The sequence below is a fragment of the Streptomyces sp. NPDC015130 genome, from assembly GCF_043080005.1.
Taxonomy (GTDB): Bacteria; Actinomycetota; Actinomycetes; order Streptomycetales; family Streptomycetaceae; genus Streptomyces.
Genome location: NZ_JBIBVC010000015.1, coordinates 116,575 through 135,965, shown reverse-complemented (window position 1 = coordinate 135,965; position 19,391 = coordinate 116,575). Strand labels below are relative to the sequence as shown.

Genomic DNA, 19,391 nt, shown 5'->3' with positions numbered 1-19,391 from the left:
CCGCGTCCGACCGCCCCGTCCCGCCTCCCGCACGTACGACCGGCCCCCGCCGGGCGCCATGTGCAAGAGGTGAAGGATCGCGCGGCGGCGACGCACCACGAACGGGCTCCGTCCCCACCCACCCGTCCGGTTCCCGGCCGACCCAGACCCCGCTGTCGGTCCGGGAGCCGGACGCGCAAGCCCCCCTCAGATCACGGCGCCGCCCGGGCGGCGCGCCTTGCCCGCCGCCGCACCGGTGGCGAAGGAGTTGGTTCACGTGTCCCAGACGCCCGTGCTGGCGTTGCGAGGGATCTTCAAGCGGTTCGGAGCGGTTCAGGTCCTCTCCGGTGTCGATCTCGAAGTCCACGCAGGAGAGGTCGTCGCGCTCGTCGGCGACAACGGAGCGGGCAAGTCCACGCTCGTCAAGACGATCGCCGGTGTCCACCCCATCGACGAGGGCGTCATCGAGTGGGAGGGCGAGGCGGTCGAGATCAACCGCCCGCACGACTCCCAGAACCTCGGCGTCGCGACCGTCTACCAGGACCTCGCCCTCTGCGACAACCTCGACGTCGTCGCCAACCTGTTCCTCGGCCGGGAGATCAAGAAGGGTGGCGTCCTCGACGAGGTCGCCATGGAGAAGCGGGCGAAGGACCTCCTCTCGACCCTCTCCATCCGCATCCCCAGCGTCCGCATCCCCGTCGCCGCCCTCTCCGGCGGCCAGCGCCAGGTCGTCGCCATCGCGCGCGCCCTCGTCGGCAACCCCAAGATCGTGATCCTGGACGAGCCGACCGCCGCCCTCGGCGTCGAGCAGACCGCCCAGGTCCTCGACCTCGTCGAGCGCCTGCGCGAGCAGGGCCTCGGCGTCATCCTCATCAGCCACAACATGGCCGACGTCAAGGCCGTGGCCGACACCGTCGCCGTGCTGCGCCTGGGCCGCAACAACGGCACCTTCCCGGTCGCCTCCACCACGCACGAAGAGATCATCGCCGCGATCACGGGAGCCACGGACAACGCCGTGACCCGCCGTCAGGCCCGCAACGCGGAGGTAGCGAAGTGAGCAAGACCCCTCCCACCGCGAGCGACGAGACCGCCGTGCCCGAGCCCCGTACGGGCGAGGACGCCCCCGCCGCCGCGGCGATCCCCGCCGTCGACCCCCGCCTCCTCGTCCGCCAGCAGGGCCTCAAAGGCTACGTCGACGAGTTCAAGCGCAAGATCCGCTCCGGCGAGATCGGCTCGCTGCCCGTCGTCGTCGGTCTGATCGTCATCGGCATCGTCTTTCAGGCGCTCACCGGCAACTTCATCACCTCGTACAACCTCGACCAGATCACGCTGTACGCGGTCGGCCCCGGCATCATGGCCGTCGGCATCGTCTTCGTCCTGCTGCTCGGCGAGATCGACCTCGCCGTCGGCTCCGTGGCCGGTCTCGCCGGCGCGGTCTGGGGCGTCCTCGGCACCGACATGCCCGACGGTCTCGCGATCCTCCTCGGCATCCTCTCCGGCACCCTGATCGGCGCCTTCCACGGTCTGGTCTTCGCCAAGATCGGCGTGCCCGCGTTCGTCGTCACCCTCGCCGGCTTCCTCGGCTGGGCCGGCCTGCAGACCTGGGTGATGGGCGACCGGTCCACCATCCCCACCCCGATCGGCAGCTTCGTCGGCGACCTCACGAAGTACTACTTCTCCGACGTCGCCGCCGCCTACGGCCTCGCCGTGGTCGTCGTCGCCGCCTTCTACCTCGCCCAGCTGCGCGACTCCCGCCGCCGCAAGGCCGCAGAGCTGCCGCACCGCCCGCAGAGCGAGATCATCCTGCGCACCGCCGTCCTGGCGGTCCTGGTCCTCGTCGCCGCGTACGGCTTCAACCAGGAGCAGGGCCTCCCGCTCTCCCTGGTGATCTTCCTGCTGATCCTGCTCGTCACCGACTTCGTGCTGCGCCGCACCACCTACGGCCGCCAGGTCTTCGCGGTCGGCGGCGGCATCGAGGCGGCCCGCCGGGCCGGCATCAACGTCTCGTGGATCCGGATCTCGGTCTTCATGATCTCCGGCACCATGGGCGCGATCGGCGGCCTTTTCCTGGCCTCCGCGACCGGCGGAGCCGACCGCTCCCTCGGCGGCGGCAACCAGCTGATGATGTGCATCGCCGCCGCGGTCATCGGCGGTACGTCCCTCTTCGGCGGACGCGGCAAGGTCTGGTCGGCGCTCCTGGGCATCCTGGTCATCCAGTCGATCGTCCAGGGCCTCAACCAGATGAACCTGTCCTCGAACGCGATCCAGTACATGATCACCGGAGCGGTCCTGCTCATCGCCGTGATCATCGACTCGGTCTCCCGCAAGACGCAGAAGTCGGCAGGACGCGCCTAGGGCGTATAGGGACCCGTCCCGCGCGCGTAACGCTCGCCACACCGCCCGGCGCCGCGAAACCGGCGCCGGGCACTGCTGCGTCCGGAGCAGTGCACGAGGGCGTGGGCGCGCGGCGCACGAAGGCGTACGCGAGCAGCGCACAAAGGCGTACGGGAGCGGTGTGCGCGCGGCGCACAGAGCCGTACAGATCAGCGGCATGTCGGCCATGAGGGTGACGCCTCACCCCCCGGCCCGATGCCCACGATCCAAGACGGAACATTAGACTCGACAAATCGGCAAGCTCGACCAGCTCAAACGCAAGGAGGCACGGGTGGCTCTGCTGACCCGTATCAGGGGACCGCGAGATCTGGACCGGCTTTCCCCGGAACAGCTGGATCAGCTGGCCGACGAGATCAGGACGTTCCTCGTGGACGCCGTCTCCAAGACCGGCGGGCACCTCGGCCCCAACCTCGGCGTGGTCGAGCTGACCATCGCCCTGCACCGCGTGTTCGACTCCCCGAAGGACAAGGTCCTCTGGGACACCGGACACCAGAGCTACGTCCACAAGCTGCTCACGGGCCGCCAGGACTTCTCCAAGCTCAAGATGAAGGGCGGCCTCTCCGGCTACCCCTCGCAGGCGGAGTCCGAGCACGACGTGATCGAGAACTCGCACGCCTCGACGGTCCTCGGCTGGGCCGACGGCCTCGCCAAGGCCAACGAGGTCCTGCGCAAGGACGACCACGTCGTCGCCGTCATCGGCGACGGAGCCCTCACGGGCGGCATGGCCTGGGAGGCGCTGAACAACATCGCCGCCGCCAAGGACCGCCCGCTCGTCATCGTCGTCAACGACAACGAGCGCTCCTACGCGCCCACCATCGGCGGCCTCGCCAACCACCTGGCGACCCTGCGCACCACCGACGGCTACGAGCGCTTCCTCGCGCGCGGCAAGGACATCCTGGAGCGCACCCCCGTCGTCGGGAAGCCGCTCTACGAGACCCTGCACGGCGCCAAGAAGGGCCTCAAGGACTTCATCGCGCCCCAGGGCATGTTCGAGGACCTCGGCCTCAAGTACGTCGGCCCCATCGACGGCCACGACATCGAGGCCCTGGAGTCCGCGCTGACCCGCGCCAAGCGCTTCGGCGGCCCGGTCATCGTCCACTGCCTCACCGAGAAGGGCCGCGGCTACCAGCCGGCCCTCCAGGACGAGGCCGACCGCTTCCACGCCGTCGGCAAGATCCACCCCGACACCGGGCTGCCGATCTCCTCGTCCGGCGCGGACTGGACCGGCGTCTTCGCCGACGAGATGGTCGCGCTCGGCAAGGAGCGCGCGGACATCGTCGCCATCACGGCGGCCATGCTCCAGCCCGTCGGCCTCGACAAGTTCGCCAAGGCGTTCCCCGAGCGCGTCTTCGACGTCGGCATCGCCGAGCAGCACGCCGCCGTCTCCGCGGCCGGCCTCGCCACCGGCGGCCTCCACCCGGTCTTCGCGGTCTACGCGACCTTCCTCAACCGCGCCTTCGACCAGGTCCTGATGGACGTGGCCCTGCACAAGTGCGGCGTCACCTTCGTCCTCGACCGGGCCGGCGTCACCGGCACGGACGGCGCCTCCCACAACGGCATGTGGGACATGTCGATCCTCCAGGTCGTCCCCGGCCTCCGGCTCGCCGCCCCGCGCGACGCCGACCAGGTCCGCGCGCAGCTCCGCGAGGCCGTCGAGGTCACCGACGCCCCGACCGTGGTCCGCTTCTCCAAGGGCGCCGTCGGCCCCGCCGTCCCGGCCCTGCGCCGCGTCGGCGGCATGGACGTGCTGCGCGAGCCCGGCAGCGACCGGCCCGACGTCCTCCTGGTCTCCGTGGGCGCCCTCGCGCCCATGTGCCTGGAGATCGCCGACCTCCTCGACCGCCAGGGCATCTCCACGACCGTCGTCGACCCCCGCTGGGTCAAGCCCGTCGACGAGGCCCTCGCCCCGCTCGCCGAGCAGCACCGGGTCGTCGTCACGGTCGAGGACAACAGCCGCGTCGGCGGCGTCGGCTCGGCCGTCGCCCAGGCGCTGCGCGACGCCGGTGTGGACGTGCCGCTGCGTGACTTCGGCATTCCGCCGCGCTTCCTCGACCACGCCTCGCGCGGTGAGGTCCTGGCCGAGATCGGTCTGACCGCCCCGGACATCGCCCGCCAGGTCACCGGTCTGGTCTCACGCCTCGACGGCAGGTTCGAGTCCAGCACGCAGGCCGTGGAGCCCGCGCGCGACTGACGAAATCGCTCACCCCGCGTCACCATTGGGCCGGTCGGATCACTCTTCGGAGTGCCGACCGGCCCATTCGCGTGCATTCTGTCCTGAGGGCGGGCAGCCCCATGGCAGGGAGGTACGACCGTGAGTACGGACCAACAGCCACGCGCGAACTCCGGAGTGTTCCGGACCAAGTCGGTCGAGCAGTCGATCCGCGACACCGAGGAACCCGAGCACGCGCTCAAAAAGTCCCTGTCCGCCTGGGACCTGACCGTCTTCGGTGTCGGCGTCATCATCGGCACGGGCATCTTCGTCCTCACGGGCAAGGTCGCCAAGGAGAACGCGGGGCCGGCCACGGCCCTCGCCTTCGTCGCGGCCGGCATCGTCTGCGCCCTCGCGGCCCTGTGCTACGCGGAGTTCGCCTCGACGGTGCCGGTGGCGGGATCGGCGTACACCTTCGCGTACGCCTCGATCGGCGAGCTGCCCGCGTGGATCATCGGCTGGGACCTCGTCCTGGAGTTCGCCCTCGGTACGGCGGTGGTGGCCGTCGGCTGGTCCGGCTACGTCCGCTCGCTGATGGACAACGTCGACTGGCATCTACCGAGAGCCCTGGAAGGCCCGGACGCGGCGGGCGGCACCTTCGACATCCTGGCCTTCCTGCTGGTCCTGGTGCTGACCGTCGTCCTCGTCCTGGGCATGAAGCTCTCCGCCCGGATCACCGCGGTCGTCGTGGCCATCAAGGTGACCGTGGTGATGATCGTGATCATCGCCGGCCTTTTCTTCATCGTCGGTGACAACTACGACCCGTTCATCCCGCCGGCGGTCACCCCGGAGGGCGGCGGCTCCAACTGGGACTCCCCGCTCGTCCAGACGATCTTCGGCTACGAGCCCACCAACTTCGGCGTGATGGGCATCTTCACCGCCGCCTCGGTCGTCTTCTTCGCCTTCATCGGCTTCGACGTGGTCGCCACCGCGGCCGAGGAGACCAAGCTGCCGCAGCGGGACATGCCCCGGGGCATCCTCGGCTCGCTCTTCATCTGCACCGTGCTGTACGTGGCGGTGGCCCTGGTCGTCACCGGTATGCAGCACTACACGGAGCTGTCCGTGAGCGCGCCGCTCGCCGACGCCTTCAAGGCCGCCGGGCATCCGTTCTACGCGGGTGTGATCAGCTTCGGCGCCGCCGTCGGCCTCACCACGGTCTGCCTGATCCTGCTCCTCGGCCAGACCCGCGTGTTCTTCGCGATGAGCCGCGACGGCCTGCTGCCGCGCTTCTTCTCCGTCACGCACCCGAAGTTCAAGACCCCGTACCGCCCGACGATCCTGCTCGGCGTGGTCATCGCCATCGTCGCCGGCTTCACCAGCATCAACGAACTCGCGACCCTGGTGAACATCGGCACCCTCTTCGCCTTCGTCATGGTGGCCGTCGGTGTCATGGTGCTCCGCAGGACCCGCCCCGACCTGCACCGCGCCTTCCGCACCCCGTGGGTGCCCGTGCTGCCGTGCCTCTCCATCGCGGCCTCGCTGTGGCTGATGCTCAACCTGCCGGGAGAGACCTGGTTCCGCTTCGCCGTGTGGATGGTGCTCGGCATCCTCGTGTACTTCCTGTACGGGCGCGCACACAGCCGGTTGGGCCGGGAGGGCCGGGACGCGAAGTACTGAGTACCGGGCCGACGGAGGGGTTCGGGCGGGCGACTACAGTCGGTTCGTACCCGAACTCCTCCCGACGACCGGAGCGCTGGATCCCCCCATGGCGAATCGATCCGAGGCCCCCACAGCCTCTGCCCACGGCTCCCCTTCCGCCCCTCTCCTCCAGGGCAGCTGGCTGACCAGAGGGGAGGAGGGACGGTTCAGCGTCTATCTGCCCCGGGACGGCGAGGTGGTGCGCTGGACCGAGGAGCCCGGCGGCGGCTGGAGCGGCCCGGTCTCGCTCGGCGGCGACGGTCTGACGCCGTTCCTGGCGGTCGGCCAGGGCGCCGACCGCTACGTCCACCTGGTCGGCCTGCGGCCCACCGCCGGGGACGAGGGACACGTCGAGCTGGTGCACAGCGTCCAGTTCCAGACGGGCCGTCCGGCCGTGGCGTGGCGCTCCGTGGGGCACTCGAACGGCAAGGGGCCGTGGACCGGCAACCCGGCCGTCGCGGTGGACGCCCAGGGCCGTGCGTACGCCTTCGTGCGGAACGGCGGCGGCGGGCTGAGCGTCCGGGCGCAGAAGGACGCGGGCGGCTGGCACCCCTGGTGGGACCTGCACGGCTCGGGCACCGATCCGTCCCCGGTCGCGGCGGTCAACGGCGAGGGGCGCGTCGAGCTCCTCACGGCGACCGCGAAGGGCCTCCTCCGCTACGTCCAGGAGGAGTCGGGCGCCAAGCCCGTGCGCCAGGACGTCGTGCCCGCCGAGGTCACCTTCGGCACGCTCGCCGCGGTGACCGGCCCGTCCGGGCACGTGACGCTCTACTACTGCGACAAGGACGGCGGGGTCCGCGCCTGGTCCCCGGGCCGCGGTCTGGCGCCGACGCGCCTCGCCGACGCGGTCGGTTCGGGACGGCTCTCGGCGACCCGCTGCCTGATCGACGGCTTCGACTGCACGGTCCTCGCCCAGCAGACGGCGGACGGCCGGCTCGCCCTCGCCGCCTACCCGAGCGAGCAGGAGGAGGTGGGCGCCCGCTGGTCGGAGACCGGCGAGCCGCGCGGGCAGCTGACCACGGTCCTCACCCGGGGCCTCGACGGCCGTCTGGTCGCGATGGCCCTGGCCGGCGGGGGGACGCTGGTGACGACGCGCCAGAAGGCGGCGGCCGACGGCCTCCTGCTGGAGGGCTGGCGCCCCGTGCGCTGAGCCGGCGCCGAGCCCACCGGCGCCCCTCGCGGTACCTTTCGAGGCACACGGAACGGCCCCGGCACCTTCTTCAGGTGCCGGGGCCGTTCACCTACGCCCTGCGGGGGTGGCTCCGGTGTTACGCCGGGATGCTCGCCACGCCCTGCGCCAGGAAACGCTTGCCGTTGACGCGCTCGGAGACGCCCTCACGGTCCAGGTACGGCGTGATGCCGCCCAGGTGGAAGGGCCAGCCCGCGCCCGTGATGAGGCAGAGGTCGATGTCCTGCGCCTCGGCGACGACACCCTCCTCCAGCATCAGGCCGATCTCCTGCGCCACCGCGTCGAGGACGCGGTCGCGGACCTGCTGCTCGGTCAGGACGGAGTCGCCCTGGACGAGGAGCGCGGCGACCTCGGGGTCGAGCTCCGGCTTGAAGCCGTTCTCCGGCTTGTAGACGTAGAAGCCGCGCTTGCCGGCCTCGACGACCGCCTTCAGGTTGGGGGAGACGACGAAGCGCTCCGGGAAGGCGCGGTTCAGGGTCTCGGAGACGTGCAGACCGATCGCCGGGCCGACGAGCTCCAGGAGGACCAGCGGGGACATCGGCAGGCCGAGCGGCTCGATCGCCTTCTCGGCGGTCTCGACCGACGTGCCCTCGTCGATGACGTTCTGGATCTCGCCCATGAAGCGGGTCAGGATGCGGTTCACGACGAACGCCGGGGCGTCCTTCGTCAGGACCGCGGTCTTCTTCAGCTTCTTGGCGACACCGAACGCGGTGGCCAGCGAGGCGTCGTCCGTCTGCTCGCCGCGGACGATCTCCAGGAGCGGGAGGATCGCGACCGGGTTGAAGAAGTGGAAGCCGACCACGCGCTCCGGGTGCTGGAGCTTCGACGCCATCTCGGAGACCGACAGCGAGGAGGTGTTGGTGGCGAGGATCGCGTGCGCCGGGGCGACCGCCTCGACCTCCGCGAACACCTTCTGCTTGACGGACATCTCCTCGAACACGGCCTCGATGATGAAGTCCGCGTCGGCGAAGCCCTCGGCCTTGTCCAGGACACCGGAGACCAGGCCCTTGAGACGGTTGGCCTTGTCCTGGTTGATGCGGCCCTTGCCGAGCAGCTTCTCGATCTCGGCGTGGACGTAGCCCACACCCTTGTCGACGCGCTCCTGGTCGATGTCGGTCAGGACGACCGGCACCTCGAGGCGGCGCAGGAAGAGCAGGGCGAGCTGGGAGGCCATCAGACCGGCGCCGACGACACCGACCTTGGTGACCGGGCGGGCCAGCGACTTGTCCGGGGCACCGGCGGGGCGCTTGCCGCGCTTCTGCACCAGGTTGAAGGCGTAGATGCCGGAGCGGAGCTCGCCGCCCATGATCAGGTCCGCGAGGGCCTGGTCCTCGGCGTCGAAGCCCTTCTGCAGGTCCCCGTCCTTGGCGGCCTCGATGATGTCGAGGGCGCGGTAGGCGGCCGGGGCGGCGCCGTGCACCTTGGAGTCGGCGATGGCGCGGCCCTTGGCGACGGCCTGGTCCCAGCCCTCGCCGCGGTCGATCTCGGGGCGCTCTACGGTGACGGAGCCGTTCAGGACGGAGGCCGTCCAGATGAGCGACTGCTCCAGGAAGTCGGCACCCTCGAACAGCGCGTCGGCGATGCCGAGCTCGAAGACCTGCTTGCCCTTGAGCTGGCGGTTCTGGTTCAGCGAGTTCTCGATGATGACCGAGACGGCCTTCTCGGCGCCGATGAGGTTCGGCAGGATCGCGCAGCCGCCCCAGCCGGGCACCAGGCCGAGGAAGACCTCGGGCAGCGAGAAGGCCGGCAGGGCCTTCGACACGGTGCGGTAGGTGCAGTGCAGACCGACCTCGACGCCACCGCCCATGGCGGCGCCGTTGTAGTACGCGAAGGTCGGCACGGCGAGCGCGGACAGACGCTTGAAGACGTCGTGGCCGCCCTTGCCGATGGCCAGGGCCTCGTCGTGCTGCTTCAGCAGCTCGACGCCCTTGAGGTCGGCGCCGACGGCGAAGATGAACGGCTTGCCGGTGATGCCGGCGCCGACGATCTCACCGTTCGCGGCCTCGGCCTCGACCTGGTCGATCGCCGTGTTCAGGTTGGCGAGCGACTGCGGGCCGAAGGTGGTCGGCTTGGTGTGGTCGAAGCCGTTGTCCAGCGTGATCAGGGCGAACCGACCCGCACCGGCGGGCAGTTCGAAGTGCCGTACGTGGGCGCTCGTGACGACCTCGTCGGGGAAGAGCGCGGCGGCGCCCTTCAGAAGCTCGGCGGTGGTGCTCACTTGCCCTCCCAGTGGGGGTTTTCCCAGATGACCGTCGCGCCCATGCCGAAGCCGACGCACATGGTGTTGAGGCCGTAGCGGACCTGCGGGTTCTCCTCGAACTGGCGGGCCAGCTGCGTCATCAGACGGACGCCGGAGGAGGCGAGCGGGTGGCCGTACGCGATGGCGCCGCCGTACTGGTTGACGCGGGCGTCGTCGTCGGCGATGCCGTAGTGCTCGAGGAAGGCCAGCACCTGGACGGCGAAGGCCTCGTTGATCTCGAAGAGGCCGATGTCCTCGATGGACAGACCCGCCTGGGCGAGCGCCTTCTCGGTGGCCGGGATCGGGCCGTAGCCCATGACCTCGGGCTCGACGCCGGCGAAGGCGTACGAGACGAGGCGCATCTTCACCGGGAGGTCGTGCTCGCGGGCGAAGTCCTCGGAGGCGATGATCGAGGCGGTGGCGCCGTCGTTGAGACCGGCCGCGTTGCCCGCGGTGACGTTGCCGTGGACGCGGAACGGCGTCTTCAGGTTGGCCAGCGACTCCAGGGTGGTGCCCGGACGCATCGGCTCGTCGGCGGTGACCAGGCCCCAGCCGGTCTCGCCGGCCTCGGCGTTGGTGCGGCGGACGGAGATCGGCACCAGGTCGGGCTGGATCTTGTTGTCCGCGTAGGCCTTGGCGGCCTTCTCCTGCGAGCGCACGGCGTACTCGTCGGCGCGCTGCTTGGTGATGCTGGGGTAGCGGTCGTGCAGGTTCTCGGCGGTCATGCCCATGAACAGGGCGGACTCGTCGACCAGCTTCTCGCTGACGAAGCGCGGGTTGGGGTCGACGCCCTCGCCCATGGGGTGACGGCCCATGTGCTCGACACCACCGGCGATGACGGCGTCGTACGCGCCGAAGGCGATGGAACCGGCGACGCTCGTCACGGCGGTGAGGGCACCGGCGCACATGCGGTCGATCGAGTAGCCGGGCACGGACTGCGGCAGCCCGGCGAGGATGCCCGCCGTACGGCCGAGGGTCAGGCCCTGGTCGCCGATCTGCGTGGTCGCGGCGATGGCGACCTCGTCGATCTTCGCGGGGTCGAGGCCGGGGTTGCGGCGCAGCAGCTCCCGGATGGCCTTGACGACGAGGTCGTCGGCGCGGGTCTCGTGGTAGATGCCCTTCGGGCCCGCCTTGCCGAACGGGGTGCGGACGCCGTCGACGAAGACGACGTCCCTGACGCTACGAGGCACGATGGCTCTCCTCCAGGGTGCGGGATGGCACTGCTGCTGCGACGCACACCTAAGCGTGCGCTTGCTTCCCCCATGCTACTTGTGGGTAACCAAGCTGCCCAGTCCTTGGGGCCCAAGCGGCGAAGGTCACATCCCGCGCCCGCCGCCGAAATCCCCGCGCGCCCCCCGCGTACGCCCGACCGATCGGCGCGCTCGCGGTACCCGATCGGGTCGGCTGCCCGAGGGGCCCGGTCATGTCGGCCCGGTCCGGCGGCCGCCCGGGCGGAACCTGGCCGCGCCCGGGGCGCCCGCCCCGGGCCGGATCCGAGTGAAACGGAGCACCCATGGCGGCCACGGTCACCCAGGCGGTATCCACCGTCACCGATCTCTACGTGGATCACATCTCGACGATTCCGGCGAACGAAGGCGACAAGGTCAAGCTCTTCGTCCGGGAGCACAAGGCCACCTCCCACGGTGGCGGTCCGCGTCGGCCCGTCCTGATGCTGCACGGCCGCAGTGTCGCGGGCGTGGCGGTCTTCGACCTCCCGTACAAGGAGTACAGCTGGGCCGCGGCGCTGGCGAAGGCCGGCCACGACGTGTACGTGATGGAGCTGCAGGGCTCCGGCCTGTCCACGCGGCCGACGATGCACGACCACCGCAACGTCAGCCCGGCCCCGTCCCAGCGCGGACTCCTCGTCCCGAACCCGAACGCCTCGGTCTACACCGGCCCGGTGGATTACGCGAAGCAGCTGAACAACTCGCAGAGCGACTGGGACGAGGTCGGAGCCGTCGTCGACTTCGTCCTCGACCGCGCCGGCGTCACGAAGCTGGACCTCATCGGCTACTCCGCGGGGGCCCAGCAGCTCGGGCCCTACGCCATCAAGAACCCCGGCAAGGTGAAGAGCCTCTTCCTGGCGGCGCCGATCTTCCCGCCGAACGGCAGGGAGAGCAAGGACGGGACCGACTTCGACGCCCCGCAGCCCATGCCGGTGTCCCTTCCCGAGGGCGCCTTCGACTTTCCGATGACGGTGGGCACCAAGGGCGGCCTCGAAAACTCCTGGCAGAGGGACCTGAAGTGTCCCGACCAGCGCGAGCCCGCCATGCTCGGCGAGGCGTGGAAGGCGATGATGGCGGCCGACCCCATCGGCGCCACCTGGGGCGGCAAGGTGCCCGGCTCCCCGGAGGGGCTGAACCGGATCCGGAACTCCTTCTGGTGGGGCTGGAACTCCACCACCGTGAAGCTGCACAAGGTCCTCGGCGACAAAGTGCCCGTGTGCATCGTGTACGGGGAGCACGACTCGATCGTCAACACCTCGCCGGACCTGGGACTGACCTACTTCTCGACGCCCGAGCTCTACCGGAGGATTCCCGGGAAAAAGAAGCTGATGTTCCGGATCTCTTGCGCGGGCCACCAACTGCTCTGGGAGCACCAGGCCAAGCTGGTGCACGCCATGTCCGAGGCGTGGCTGAAGAACAGCAAGGTCGAGGGCGCGCACAGGGGAAGCTACGACCGGGACGCGGACGGGGCCCTCACCCTGCTGGAGGAGTGAGGACCCCGTCGTGAGGACCCGCTGGTGAGGCTCCGTCGTACGGACCTCCGGGCCGTCGGCTCAGGACTCCGCGGCCAGCGCCTCGACGAGCAGCGGCGTCACGAGCCCGACCTGCCAGGGTCGGGCTCCGTGGCCCGCCAGGGCGGCGGCGACGGAGTCCGCGTCGGCCGGGGCCGGGGGCTCCCAGCAGACGCGGCGGACCGTGTCCGGGGTGATCAGGTTCTCCTGGGGGAGGTTCAGCTCCTCCGCGAGCGCCGAGACCGCCGTGCGGGCCGCCGCGAGACGGGCCGCCGCGACCGGGTCCTTGTCCGCCCAGGCACGGGGCGGAGGCGGGCCGGCGACCTGCGCGCCCGGCTGGGGGAGCTCGCTCTCGGGCAGGGCCCTGGCCCGGTCCACGGCGGCCTGCCACTGCTCCAGCTGGCGACGGCCCATGCGGTTGCCGAAGCCGGGCAGCGTGGTGAGCGCGGCCACGTTCACCGGCACCGCGAGCGCCGCCTCGACGATGGCCGCGTCGCTCAGCACCTTGCCCGGGGAGACGTCCCGGCGCTGGGCGACCTTGTCACGGGCCGTCCACAGCTCCCGTACGACCGCCATCTGCCGGCGGCGGCGCACCTTGTGCATGCCGGAGGTGCGGCGCCACGGGTCCTTGCGCGGCGGGGCGGGCGGGGCGGAGGCGATCGCGTCGAACTCCTGGTGCGCCCACTCCAGCTTCCCCTGCCGGTCGAGCTCCTTCTCCAGCGCGTCGCGCAGGTCGACGAGCAGCTCGACGTCCAGGGCCGCGTACCGCAGCCAGGGCTCCGGCAGCGGGCGGGTGGACCAGTCGACGGCGGAGTGCCCCTTCTCCAGGGCGTAGCCGAGGACGGACTCGACCATCGCGCCGAGGCCGACGCGCGGGAAGCCCGCGAGCCGTCCGGCCAGCTCGGTGTCGAAGAGCGAGGTGGGGAGCATGCCTATGTCGCGCAGGCACGGAAGGTCCTGGGTCGCGGCGTGCAGGATCCACTCGGTCCCGGCGAGCGCCTCGCCGAGCCCCGACAGGTCGGGGCAGCCCACGGGGTCGATGAGCGCGGTGCCCGCGCCCTCGCGGCGGAGCTGGACGAGATAGGCGCGCTGCCCGTAGCGGTAGCCGGAGGCGCGCTCGGCGTCCACCGCCACGGGGCCGGTTCCGGCCGCGAAGGCGGCGATCACCTCGGCGAGGGCGTCCTCGGTCTCGACGACGGGCGGAATCCCCTCGCGGGGCTCCAGCAACGGGATCGGAAGCCCATTCGCAGGGACGTCGTCGTCCGGGGGGCCGCCCCCGGTGGTGCGCAGTGCTGTGTCTGCTGCGGTCTCTTGGGCGTCGGTCACCTGTCAAGGGTATCGGTGAACGGCAGGCGCCTGTCGACGGAACGTTCCGTCGACAGGCGCCTGCCGTCCCTCGGCCTCGTGTCAGTGGATGATGCCCGTCCGCAGGGCCACCGCGACCATGCCGGCGCGGTCGCCGGTGCCCAGCTTGCGGGCGATGCGGGCGAGGTGGCTCTTGACGGTGAGGGCGGACAGGCCCATGGAGACGCCGATCGCCTTGTTCGACTGGCCCTCCGCGACGAGCCGGAGCACCTCGACCTCGCGGCCGGAGAGCTCGCGGTAGCCGCCCGGGTGGCTCGGGGCACCCGGGGGGCGGCGGTGGCCGAGGCGCGCGGCGGCGGAACCGATGGGTGCGGCTCCGGGCCGGGTCGGGTGGCCGATGTTGGTGCGGGTACCGGTGACGACATAGCCCTTCACGCCGCCCGCCAGGGCGTTGCGCACGGCGCCGATGTCATCGGCGGCCGAGAGGGCGAGGCCGTTGGGCCAGCCCGCGGCGCGGGTCTCGGACAGCAGGGTCAGGCCGCTGCCGTCGGGCAGGTGGACGTCGGCAACGCAGATGTCGCGCGGGTTGCCGACGCGGGGACGTGCCTCCGCGATGGACGAAGCCTCGATCACGTCGCGTACTCCGAGGGCCCACAGGTGGCGGGTGACGGTGGAGCGGACGCGCGGGTCGGCCACGACGACCATGGCCGTCGGCTTGTTCGGGCGGTAGGCGACCAGGCTTGCGGGCTGCTCGAGGAGAACGGACACCAGGCCTCCTGGGGGGAAGGGTGCGGGACGGAGCCGGCTCGGGGATGAAGCCGGGGGCGAACCCGTGCTGCTGAAGGGGTCACTGGTTCCTTCGGCAGCTGGACCTCCCTCCTTTAGGGAAAGATCACGATTTGGTGAGTAACAATTAGGGCAATTCGGACGCGTGATCGATCATCCTACGAGCGGACCCCCTCCCGAAGGCCCTGGAAAAGGGGTCCCGCACCCGCTCCTACGGCTGCTGGGGCCCCCGCCGCTGGGGCAGCGAGACGACCCCCGCGCCCGTCACCGTCCCCGTCGCGCCCGCTCCTGCCTCGGTCGGCGCGGGAGGCAGCCCCGCGATCTGGCACAGCAGATCGCACCAGGCCGCCAGGTGCGCCCCGGTGTCCGGCACCCCGCCCAGGCCCTCGCGCGGCGTCCAGGAGGCCCGGATCTCGATCTGCGTCGCCGGCCTCCGGTCCGCAAGCCCGCCGAAGTAGTGCGAGCCGGCCATCGTGACGGTCCCGCTCGCCTCCCCGTACGCGAGCCCGCGCGCCTCCAGCGCCCCGGTCAGCCAGGACCAGCACACCTCGGGGAGCAGCGGGTCCGCCGCCATCTCGGGCTCCAGCTCCGCCCGGACGAGCGTCACCAGCCGGAACGTGCCCTTCCAGGCCTCGTGGCCGTCCGGATCGTGCAGCAGGACGAGCCGGCCGTCCGCGAGGTCCTCCTCACCGTCGACGACGGCCGCCTCGACCGCGTACGCGTACGGAGCCAGGCGCTGCGGGGGCCTGGTCGGGTCGATCTCGATCTCGGAACGCAGTCGCGCCGATCGCAGCGCCTCCACCGCACGCCTGAAGGCGGGGGGTACCGGGTCCGTCTCCGTACTGTCCGCTGTCTCGTCCGTCCCTCTTTTGCCGTCGGAATGATCGGAAAAATGTCCCTGAGCCGCAGCCATGCGGGGAAGAGTAGGCGGAACGGGGGCTCTGTGCGGGGAGGGACACCCGCCCCGCACGAGCGGCTTCCCGCCACATGCGAAGATTCTGGGCGTGAGTGCCAATGACCGCCCGCAGGGCCAGCAGACGAAGCAGCAGTCGCGGACGTACGACTCCGCGTTCCTCCGGGCATGCCGGCGCGAGCCCGTGCCGCACACCCCCGTCTGGTTCATGCGGCAGGCCGGGCGCTCCCTCCCCGAGTACCTGAAGGTCCGCGAGGGCATCCCGATGCTCGAGTCGTGCATGCGGCCCGAGCTGGTCACCGAGATCACGCTGCAGCCGGTGCGCCGCCACAAGGTCGACGCGGCGATCTACTTCAGCGACATCGTCGTCCCGCTCAAGGCCATCGGCCTCGACCTCGACATCAAGCCCGGCGTCGGCCCGGTCGTCGCCGAGCCGATCCGCACCCGCGCCGACCTGGACCGGCTCCGCGACCTGACCCCCGAGGACGTCCACTACGTCACCGAGGCCATCGGGATGCTCACCGCCGAGCTGGGCGAGACTCCGCTCATCGGCTTCGCGGGCGCGCCTTTCACCCTCGCGAGCTACCTCGTCGAGGGCGGTCCGTCGCGCAGCCACGAGCGCACCAAGGCGATGATGTACGGCGACCCGCAGCTCTGGGCCGACCTGCTCGACCGCCTCGCCGAGATCACCTCGGCCTTCCTCAAGGTGCAGATCGAGGCCGGCGCCTCCGCCGTACAGCTCTTCGACTCCTGGGTGGGCGCCCTCGCCCCGGCCGACTACCGACGCTCGGTGATGCCGGCCTCCGTGAAGGTCTTCGACGCGGTCGCCGGCTACGGCGTCCCGCGCATCCACTTCGGCGTGGGTACGGGCGAGCTGCTCGGCCTCATGGGCGAGGCGGGCGCGGACGTCGTCGGCGTCGACTGGCGCGTCCCGCTCGACGAGGCCGCCCGCCGCGTCGGCCCCGGCAAGGCGCTCCAGGGCAACCTGGACCCGGCCGTGCTCTTCGCCTCCACCGAGGTCGTCGAGGCCAAGACGGACGAGGTCCTCGCCGCCGCGAAGGGTCTTGAGGGTCACGTCTTCAACCTGGGCCACGGCGTCATGCCGTCGATGGACCCGGACGCGCTGACGCGCCTCGTCGACTACGTGCACACGCGCACGGCCGTCTGACACCGAGTACGCATGCGCGGACGGCCGCCCGAGGCCGACCACGCACACACGGACGCCGTCCGACCGGGAGTACACCCGTGCGGACGGCGTCCCACGTCGAGCACACCCGCGCGGACGGCGTCCCACATCGAGCACACCCGCGCGGACGGCGTCTCATGTCGAGCGCGTATACGCGGACGCCGTCCGACGGGAGTGGACCCGTGTGGACGGCGTCCCACGTCCAGCACGCCCGCGCGGGCGCGTCCGGAGGGCCGTCCGCGCGGTTGACGCGGCCGGGCCGGTCGCGGGTCAGCCCGCCGCGTGGACGGCCGCCGTCGCCTTGCGGGCCGCGATCAGCACCGGGTCCCACACCGGGGAGAACGGTGGCGCGTACCCCAGGTCCAGGGCCGTCATCGCCTCCACGGTCATCCCCGCGGTCAGCGCGACCGCCGCGATGTCCACCCGCTTCGCCGCCCCCTCCCGCCCCACGATCTGCACGCCGAGCAGCCGTCCCGTACGCCGCTCCGCCAGCATCTTCACGGTCATCGGCGCGGCCCCCGGGTAGTAGCCCGCCCGGCTCGTCGACTCCACCGACACCGTCACGAACCGCAGCCCCACCTCCCGGGCGTCCTTCTCCCGCAGGCCCGTCCGCGCGATCTCCAGGTCGCACACCTTCGACACCGCCGTGCCCACGACACCGGGGAAGGTGGCGTAGCCGCCGCCCACGTTCGCGCCGATGACCTGGCCGTGCTTGTTCGCGTGCGTCCCCAGCGGCACGTGCCGCTCCCGGCCCGAGACCAGGTCCAGGACCTCCACGCAGTCACCGCCCGCCCAGATGTCCTCGTGGCCGCGCACCCGCATCCCGAGATCGGTCAGCAGCCCGCCGTACTCGCCCAGCGGCAGCCCGGCCGCCCGCGCGAGCGAGGTCTCCGGCACCACACCCGTCCCCAGGACCACCACGTCCGCCGGGTACTCGGCGGCGGCCGTCGCCACCGCCCGCACCCGCCCGTCCGCGCCGGTGAGGATCTTCGTCACCTCCGCCGAGACGACCGTCGTGATCCCCAGGCCGTCCATCGCCCGGTGCACCAGCCGGCCCATGTCCGGATCGAGCGTCGCCATCGGCTGCTCGCCCCGGGTCAGGACCGTCACGTCGTACCCGCGGGCCAGGAGCGCCTCCGCCATCTCCACGCCGATGTAGCCGGCGCCGACCACGACGGCCCGCCGGCCCGGTGTCCGCTCCAGCGAGTCGAGCAGCGCCTGCCCGTCGTCGAGGGTCTGCACGCCGTGCACCCCGGGCGCGTCGATCCCCGGCAGCGGCGGACGCAGCGGCCGGGCCCCGGTCGCGATCACCAGCTTGTCGAAGTCCGTCCACTCCTCCGTACCCGCGTCGAGGTCCCGGGAGAGGACCCGCCGCCCGGACACGTCGATCGCGGTCACCTCGGTCCGCATCCGCAGATCGATGTCCCGCTCCCGGTGCTCCTCCGGGGAACGGGCGATCAGCTCGCCCCGCGCGGCGACGTCCCCGCCGACCCAGTACGGGATGCCGCAGGCCGAGTACGAGGAGAAGTGACCGCGCTCGAAGGCGACGATCTCCAGCTCCCCGGCGGACCTGAGCCTGCGCGCCTGCGACGCGGCGGACATGCCCGCCGCGTCGCCCCCGATGACCACCAGTCTTTCGCTCATGGGAAGAAACTACTTCTCGGAGGAGTCCGAGGTCCCGGGAAGAGCGCCGGGAGCCACGGGAGTCCCCGGGCTCTCGGGGATCTCGCGGGCCTGGGGCACGCCCGCGGCGTTCGTCCCCGGCAGGGGCCGGGGCTCCGGAGCCGCCGCCGGGCGCGCCGCGAGGCGCGGGCGGACCAGCCGGCGCCACACCGCGAAGGCGACCAGCGCCACCGCGAGCCAGGGAGCCAGCGCGGCCAGCACGACCACGACCCAGGCGGCCGCGCCCACCAGCGCGTTCCAACCGCCGCTCAGCGCGTCACCGAAGCCGGGACGGCCCTCGTCCTCCTGCCCGCCGGCGCCGGGCTTCTGCTTCTCGGTGAGTTCGAGGGTGATCGTCGCCAGCGACGTCCGGTCCTTCAGGGAGGACTGCTGGGCGAGCAGCGACTCCAGGTCCGCCTGGCGGCGGCTCAGCTCGCCCTCCAGGGTGACCACGTCGGCCAGCTTCTCCGCCCGCTGCATCAGCGCCCGTACGCGCGCCACGCTCGCCCGCTGGGTGGCGATCCGGCTCTCCACGTCGACGACCTGCTCGGTGACGTCCTTGGCGTCGGCCTTGCGGGCCAGGAGCTTGCCGGTGCCCGCCAGCTCGGTGAGCACCGCGTCGTACTGCTCCTGCGGCACCCGCAGCACCACGTGCGAGGTGACGTACGCGTCGTCGAGCCGCTCCGTCGACTCGTTCTCCACCCGTCCGCCCGCGCCCGCCGCCACCCTGCGGGCCGTGACCAGGGCCTTCGTCGCGTCCTCGACCTCCACGGAGAGCGAGGCGGTACGGATGACGTGCTGCTGCCGGACCGCCGGCGCGCCGGGCTTCGCGGAAGCCTGCGCCTCGCCCGGGGCCGCCGCGTCGACCGCGCCCCCGGCACCCGTTCCCTTCCCGGCCTGGACACCCCTGTCCGCCGCGCTCACGTCGCTCTTGGTGTCGCCGGCCCCGTCCATCGAGCCGGCGCCGCAGCCGGTCAGGACCAGCGAGGCCGTCAGCAGCGCGGCGGCCGCCGTCGTCCGCCCCCGTGCCGCCGTGCGTGTTCTGTTCATGAGATCCCCCCAGGGATGGATGGCGCGTCGAATGCCCCTTGGACGTGGGGGCCCTCCGTGTCGGTTTCCCTCCGGCGGTAGCGATGCGGTCACGGTCCGGCCTC

Annotated in this window: 14 protein-coding genes; 7 read left to right on the top strand and 7 right to left on the bottom strand. The window is 71.6% G+C overall.

What is annotated here, in order from left to right; translation table 11 throughout:
* Positions 1–247: 247 nt before the first annotated feature.
* From ACF08F_RS27885 to ACF08F_RS27865, 5 genes are all read left to right on the top strand, one after another.
* A complete protein-coding gene (locus ACF08F_RS27885) occupies positions 248–1,036 on the top strand; it encodes an ATP-binding cassette domain-containing protein (RefSeq protein ID WP_392301328.1) in 789 nt (262 codons plus the stop codon).
* Positions 1,033–2,334, top strand: a complete 1,302-nt coding sequence (locus tag ACF08F_RS27880) for a sugar ABC transporter permease (protein ID WP_392301259.1) — start codon at positions 1,033–1,035, stop codon at positions 2,332–2,334. The genes ACF08F_RS27885 and ACF08F_RS27880 overlap by 4 nt, the downstream gene beginning before the upstream one ends.
* Positions 2,335–2,644: 310 nt before the next feature.
* Positions 2,645–4,564, top strand: coding sequence for a 1-deoxy-D-xylulose-5-phosphate synthase (dxs, locus tag ACF08F_RS27875; RefSeq protein ID WP_392301258.1), 1,920 nt, complete (start codon positions 2,645–2,647; stop codon positions 4,562–4,564).
* A gap of 120 nt (positions 4,565–4,684) precedes the next feature.
* Complete coding sequence (locus ACF08F_RS27870; RefSeq protein WP_392301257.1) at positions 4,685–6,199, top strand: amino acid permease; 1,515 nt, start codon at positions 4,685–4,687, stop codon at positions 6,197–6,199.
* A gap of 88 nt (positions 6,200–6,287) precedes the next feature.
* Positions 6,288–7,370, top strand: coding sequence for a hypothetical protein (locus ACF08F_RS27865; RefSeq protein WP_392301256.1), 1,083 nt, complete (start codon positions 6,288–6,290; stop codon positions 7,368–7,370).
* A 118-nt stretch (positions 7,371–7,488) separates the two neighbouring features.
* Here ACF08F_RS27865 and ACF08F_RS27860 read toward each other — a convergent pair whose 3' ends face one another.
* Positions 7,489–9,627: a 3-hydroxyacyl-CoA dehydrogenase NAD-binding domain-containing protein gene (locus tag ACF08F_RS27860; protein WP_392301255.1), complete on the bottom strand. Its 2,139-nt coding sequence runs from the start codon at positions 9,625–9,627 to the stop codon at positions 7,489–7,491.
* Positions 9,624–10,838, bottom strand: a complete 1,215-nt coding sequence (locus tag ACF08F_RS27855) for a thiolase family protein (protein WP_392301254.1) — start codon at positions 10,836–10,838, stop codon at positions 9,624–9,626. Before ACF08F_RS27855 ends, ACF08F_RS27860 begins: the two co-directional genes overlap by 4 nt.
* 323 nt (positions 10,839–11,161) lie before the next feature.
* Between ACF08F_RS27855 and ACF08F_RS27850 the strand changes: the two genes are divergently transcribed.
* Positions 11,162–12,367: an alpha/beta fold hydrolase gene (locus ACF08F_RS27850; RefSeq protein ID WP_392301253.1), complete on the top strand. Its 1,206-nt coding sequence runs from the start codon at positions 11,162–11,164 to the stop codon at positions 12,365–12,367.
* A gap of 60 nt (positions 12,368–12,427) precedes the next feature.
* On the opposite strand, the gene ACF08F_RS27845 is transcribed toward ACF08F_RS27850, so the two are convergent.
* The 3 genes from ACF08F_RS27845 to ACF08F_RS27835 all read right to left on the bottom strand — a co-directional run bounded on the left by ACF08F_RS27845 (position 12,428) and on the right by ACF08F_RS27835 (position 15,389).
* Entirely contained in the window at positions 12,428–13,711 is a 1,284-nt protein-coding gene (locus tag ACF08F_RS27845; RefSeq protein WP_392301252.1) for an HRDC domain-containing protein, read from the bottom strand.
* Positions 13,712–13,792: 81 nt separating this feature from the next.
* Positions 13,793–14,458: a response regulator transcription factor gene (locus ACF08F_RS27840; protein ID WP_017242457.1), complete on the bottom strand. Its 666-nt coding sequence runs from the start codon at positions 14,456–14,458 to the stop codon at positions 13,793–13,795.
* Between the two features lie 229 nt (positions 14,459–14,687).
* Positions 14,688–15,389: a DUF3000 domain-containing protein gene (locus ACF08F_RS27835; RefSeq protein WP_392301251.1), complete on the bottom strand. Its 702-nt coding sequence runs from the start codon at positions 15,387–15,389 to the stop codon at positions 14,688–14,690.
* Between the two features lie 91 nt (positions 15,390–15,480).
* On the opposite strand from ACF08F_RS27835, the gene hemE reads away from it, so the two are divergent.
* Positions 15,481–16,557, top strand: coding sequence for a uroporphyrinogen decarboxylase (gene hemE, locus ACF08F_RS27830; protein WP_392301250.1), 1,077 nt, complete (start codon positions 15,481–15,483; stop codon positions 16,555–16,557).
* A 288-nt stretch (positions 16,558–16,845) separates the two neighbouring features.
* Here the strand turns inward: hemE and ACF08F_RS27825 are convergent, their stop codons facing one another.
* On the bottom strand, positions 16,846–18,219 hold the full coding sequence (locus ACF08F_RS27825) for an FAD-dependent oxidoreductase (RefSeq protein ID WP_392301249.1): 1,374 nt from the start codon (positions 18,217–18,219) through the stop codon (positions 16,846–16,848).
* A gap of 9 nt (positions 18,220–18,228) precedes the next feature.
* Positions 18,229–19,287 (bottom strand): DUF4349 domain-containing protein, encoded by a 1,059-nt coding sequence (locus tag ACF08F_RS27820; protein WP_392301248.1) that lies wholly within the window; start codon positions 19,285–19,287, stop codon positions 18,229–18,231.
* Positions 19,288–19,391: the final 104 nt, after the last annotated feature.

Excerpts from the sequence above, each read along its gene's own strand:
- ACF08F_RS27835 (WP_392301251.1), bottom strand. The coding sequence starts at position 15,389 with ATGGCTGCGGCTCAGGGACATTTTTCCGATCATTCCGACGGCAAAAGA.
- ACF08F_RS27850 (WP_392301253.1), top strand. The coding sequence starts at position 11,162 with ATGGCGGCCACGGTCACCCAGGCGGTATCCACCGTCACCGATCTCTAC.
- ACF08F_RS27825 (WP_392301249.1), bottom strand. The coding sequence starts at position 18,219 with ATGAGCGAAAGACTGGTGGTCATCGGGGGCGACGCGGCGGGCATGTCC.
- ACF08F_RS27865 (WP_392301256.1), top strand. The coding sequence starts at position 6,288 with ATGGCGAATCGATCCGAGGCCCCCACAGCCTCTGCCCACGGCTCCCCT.
- ACF08F_RS27820 (WP_392301248.1), bottom strand. The coding sequence starts at position 19,287 with ATGAACAGAACACGCACGGCGGCACGGGGGCGGACGACGGCGGCCGCC.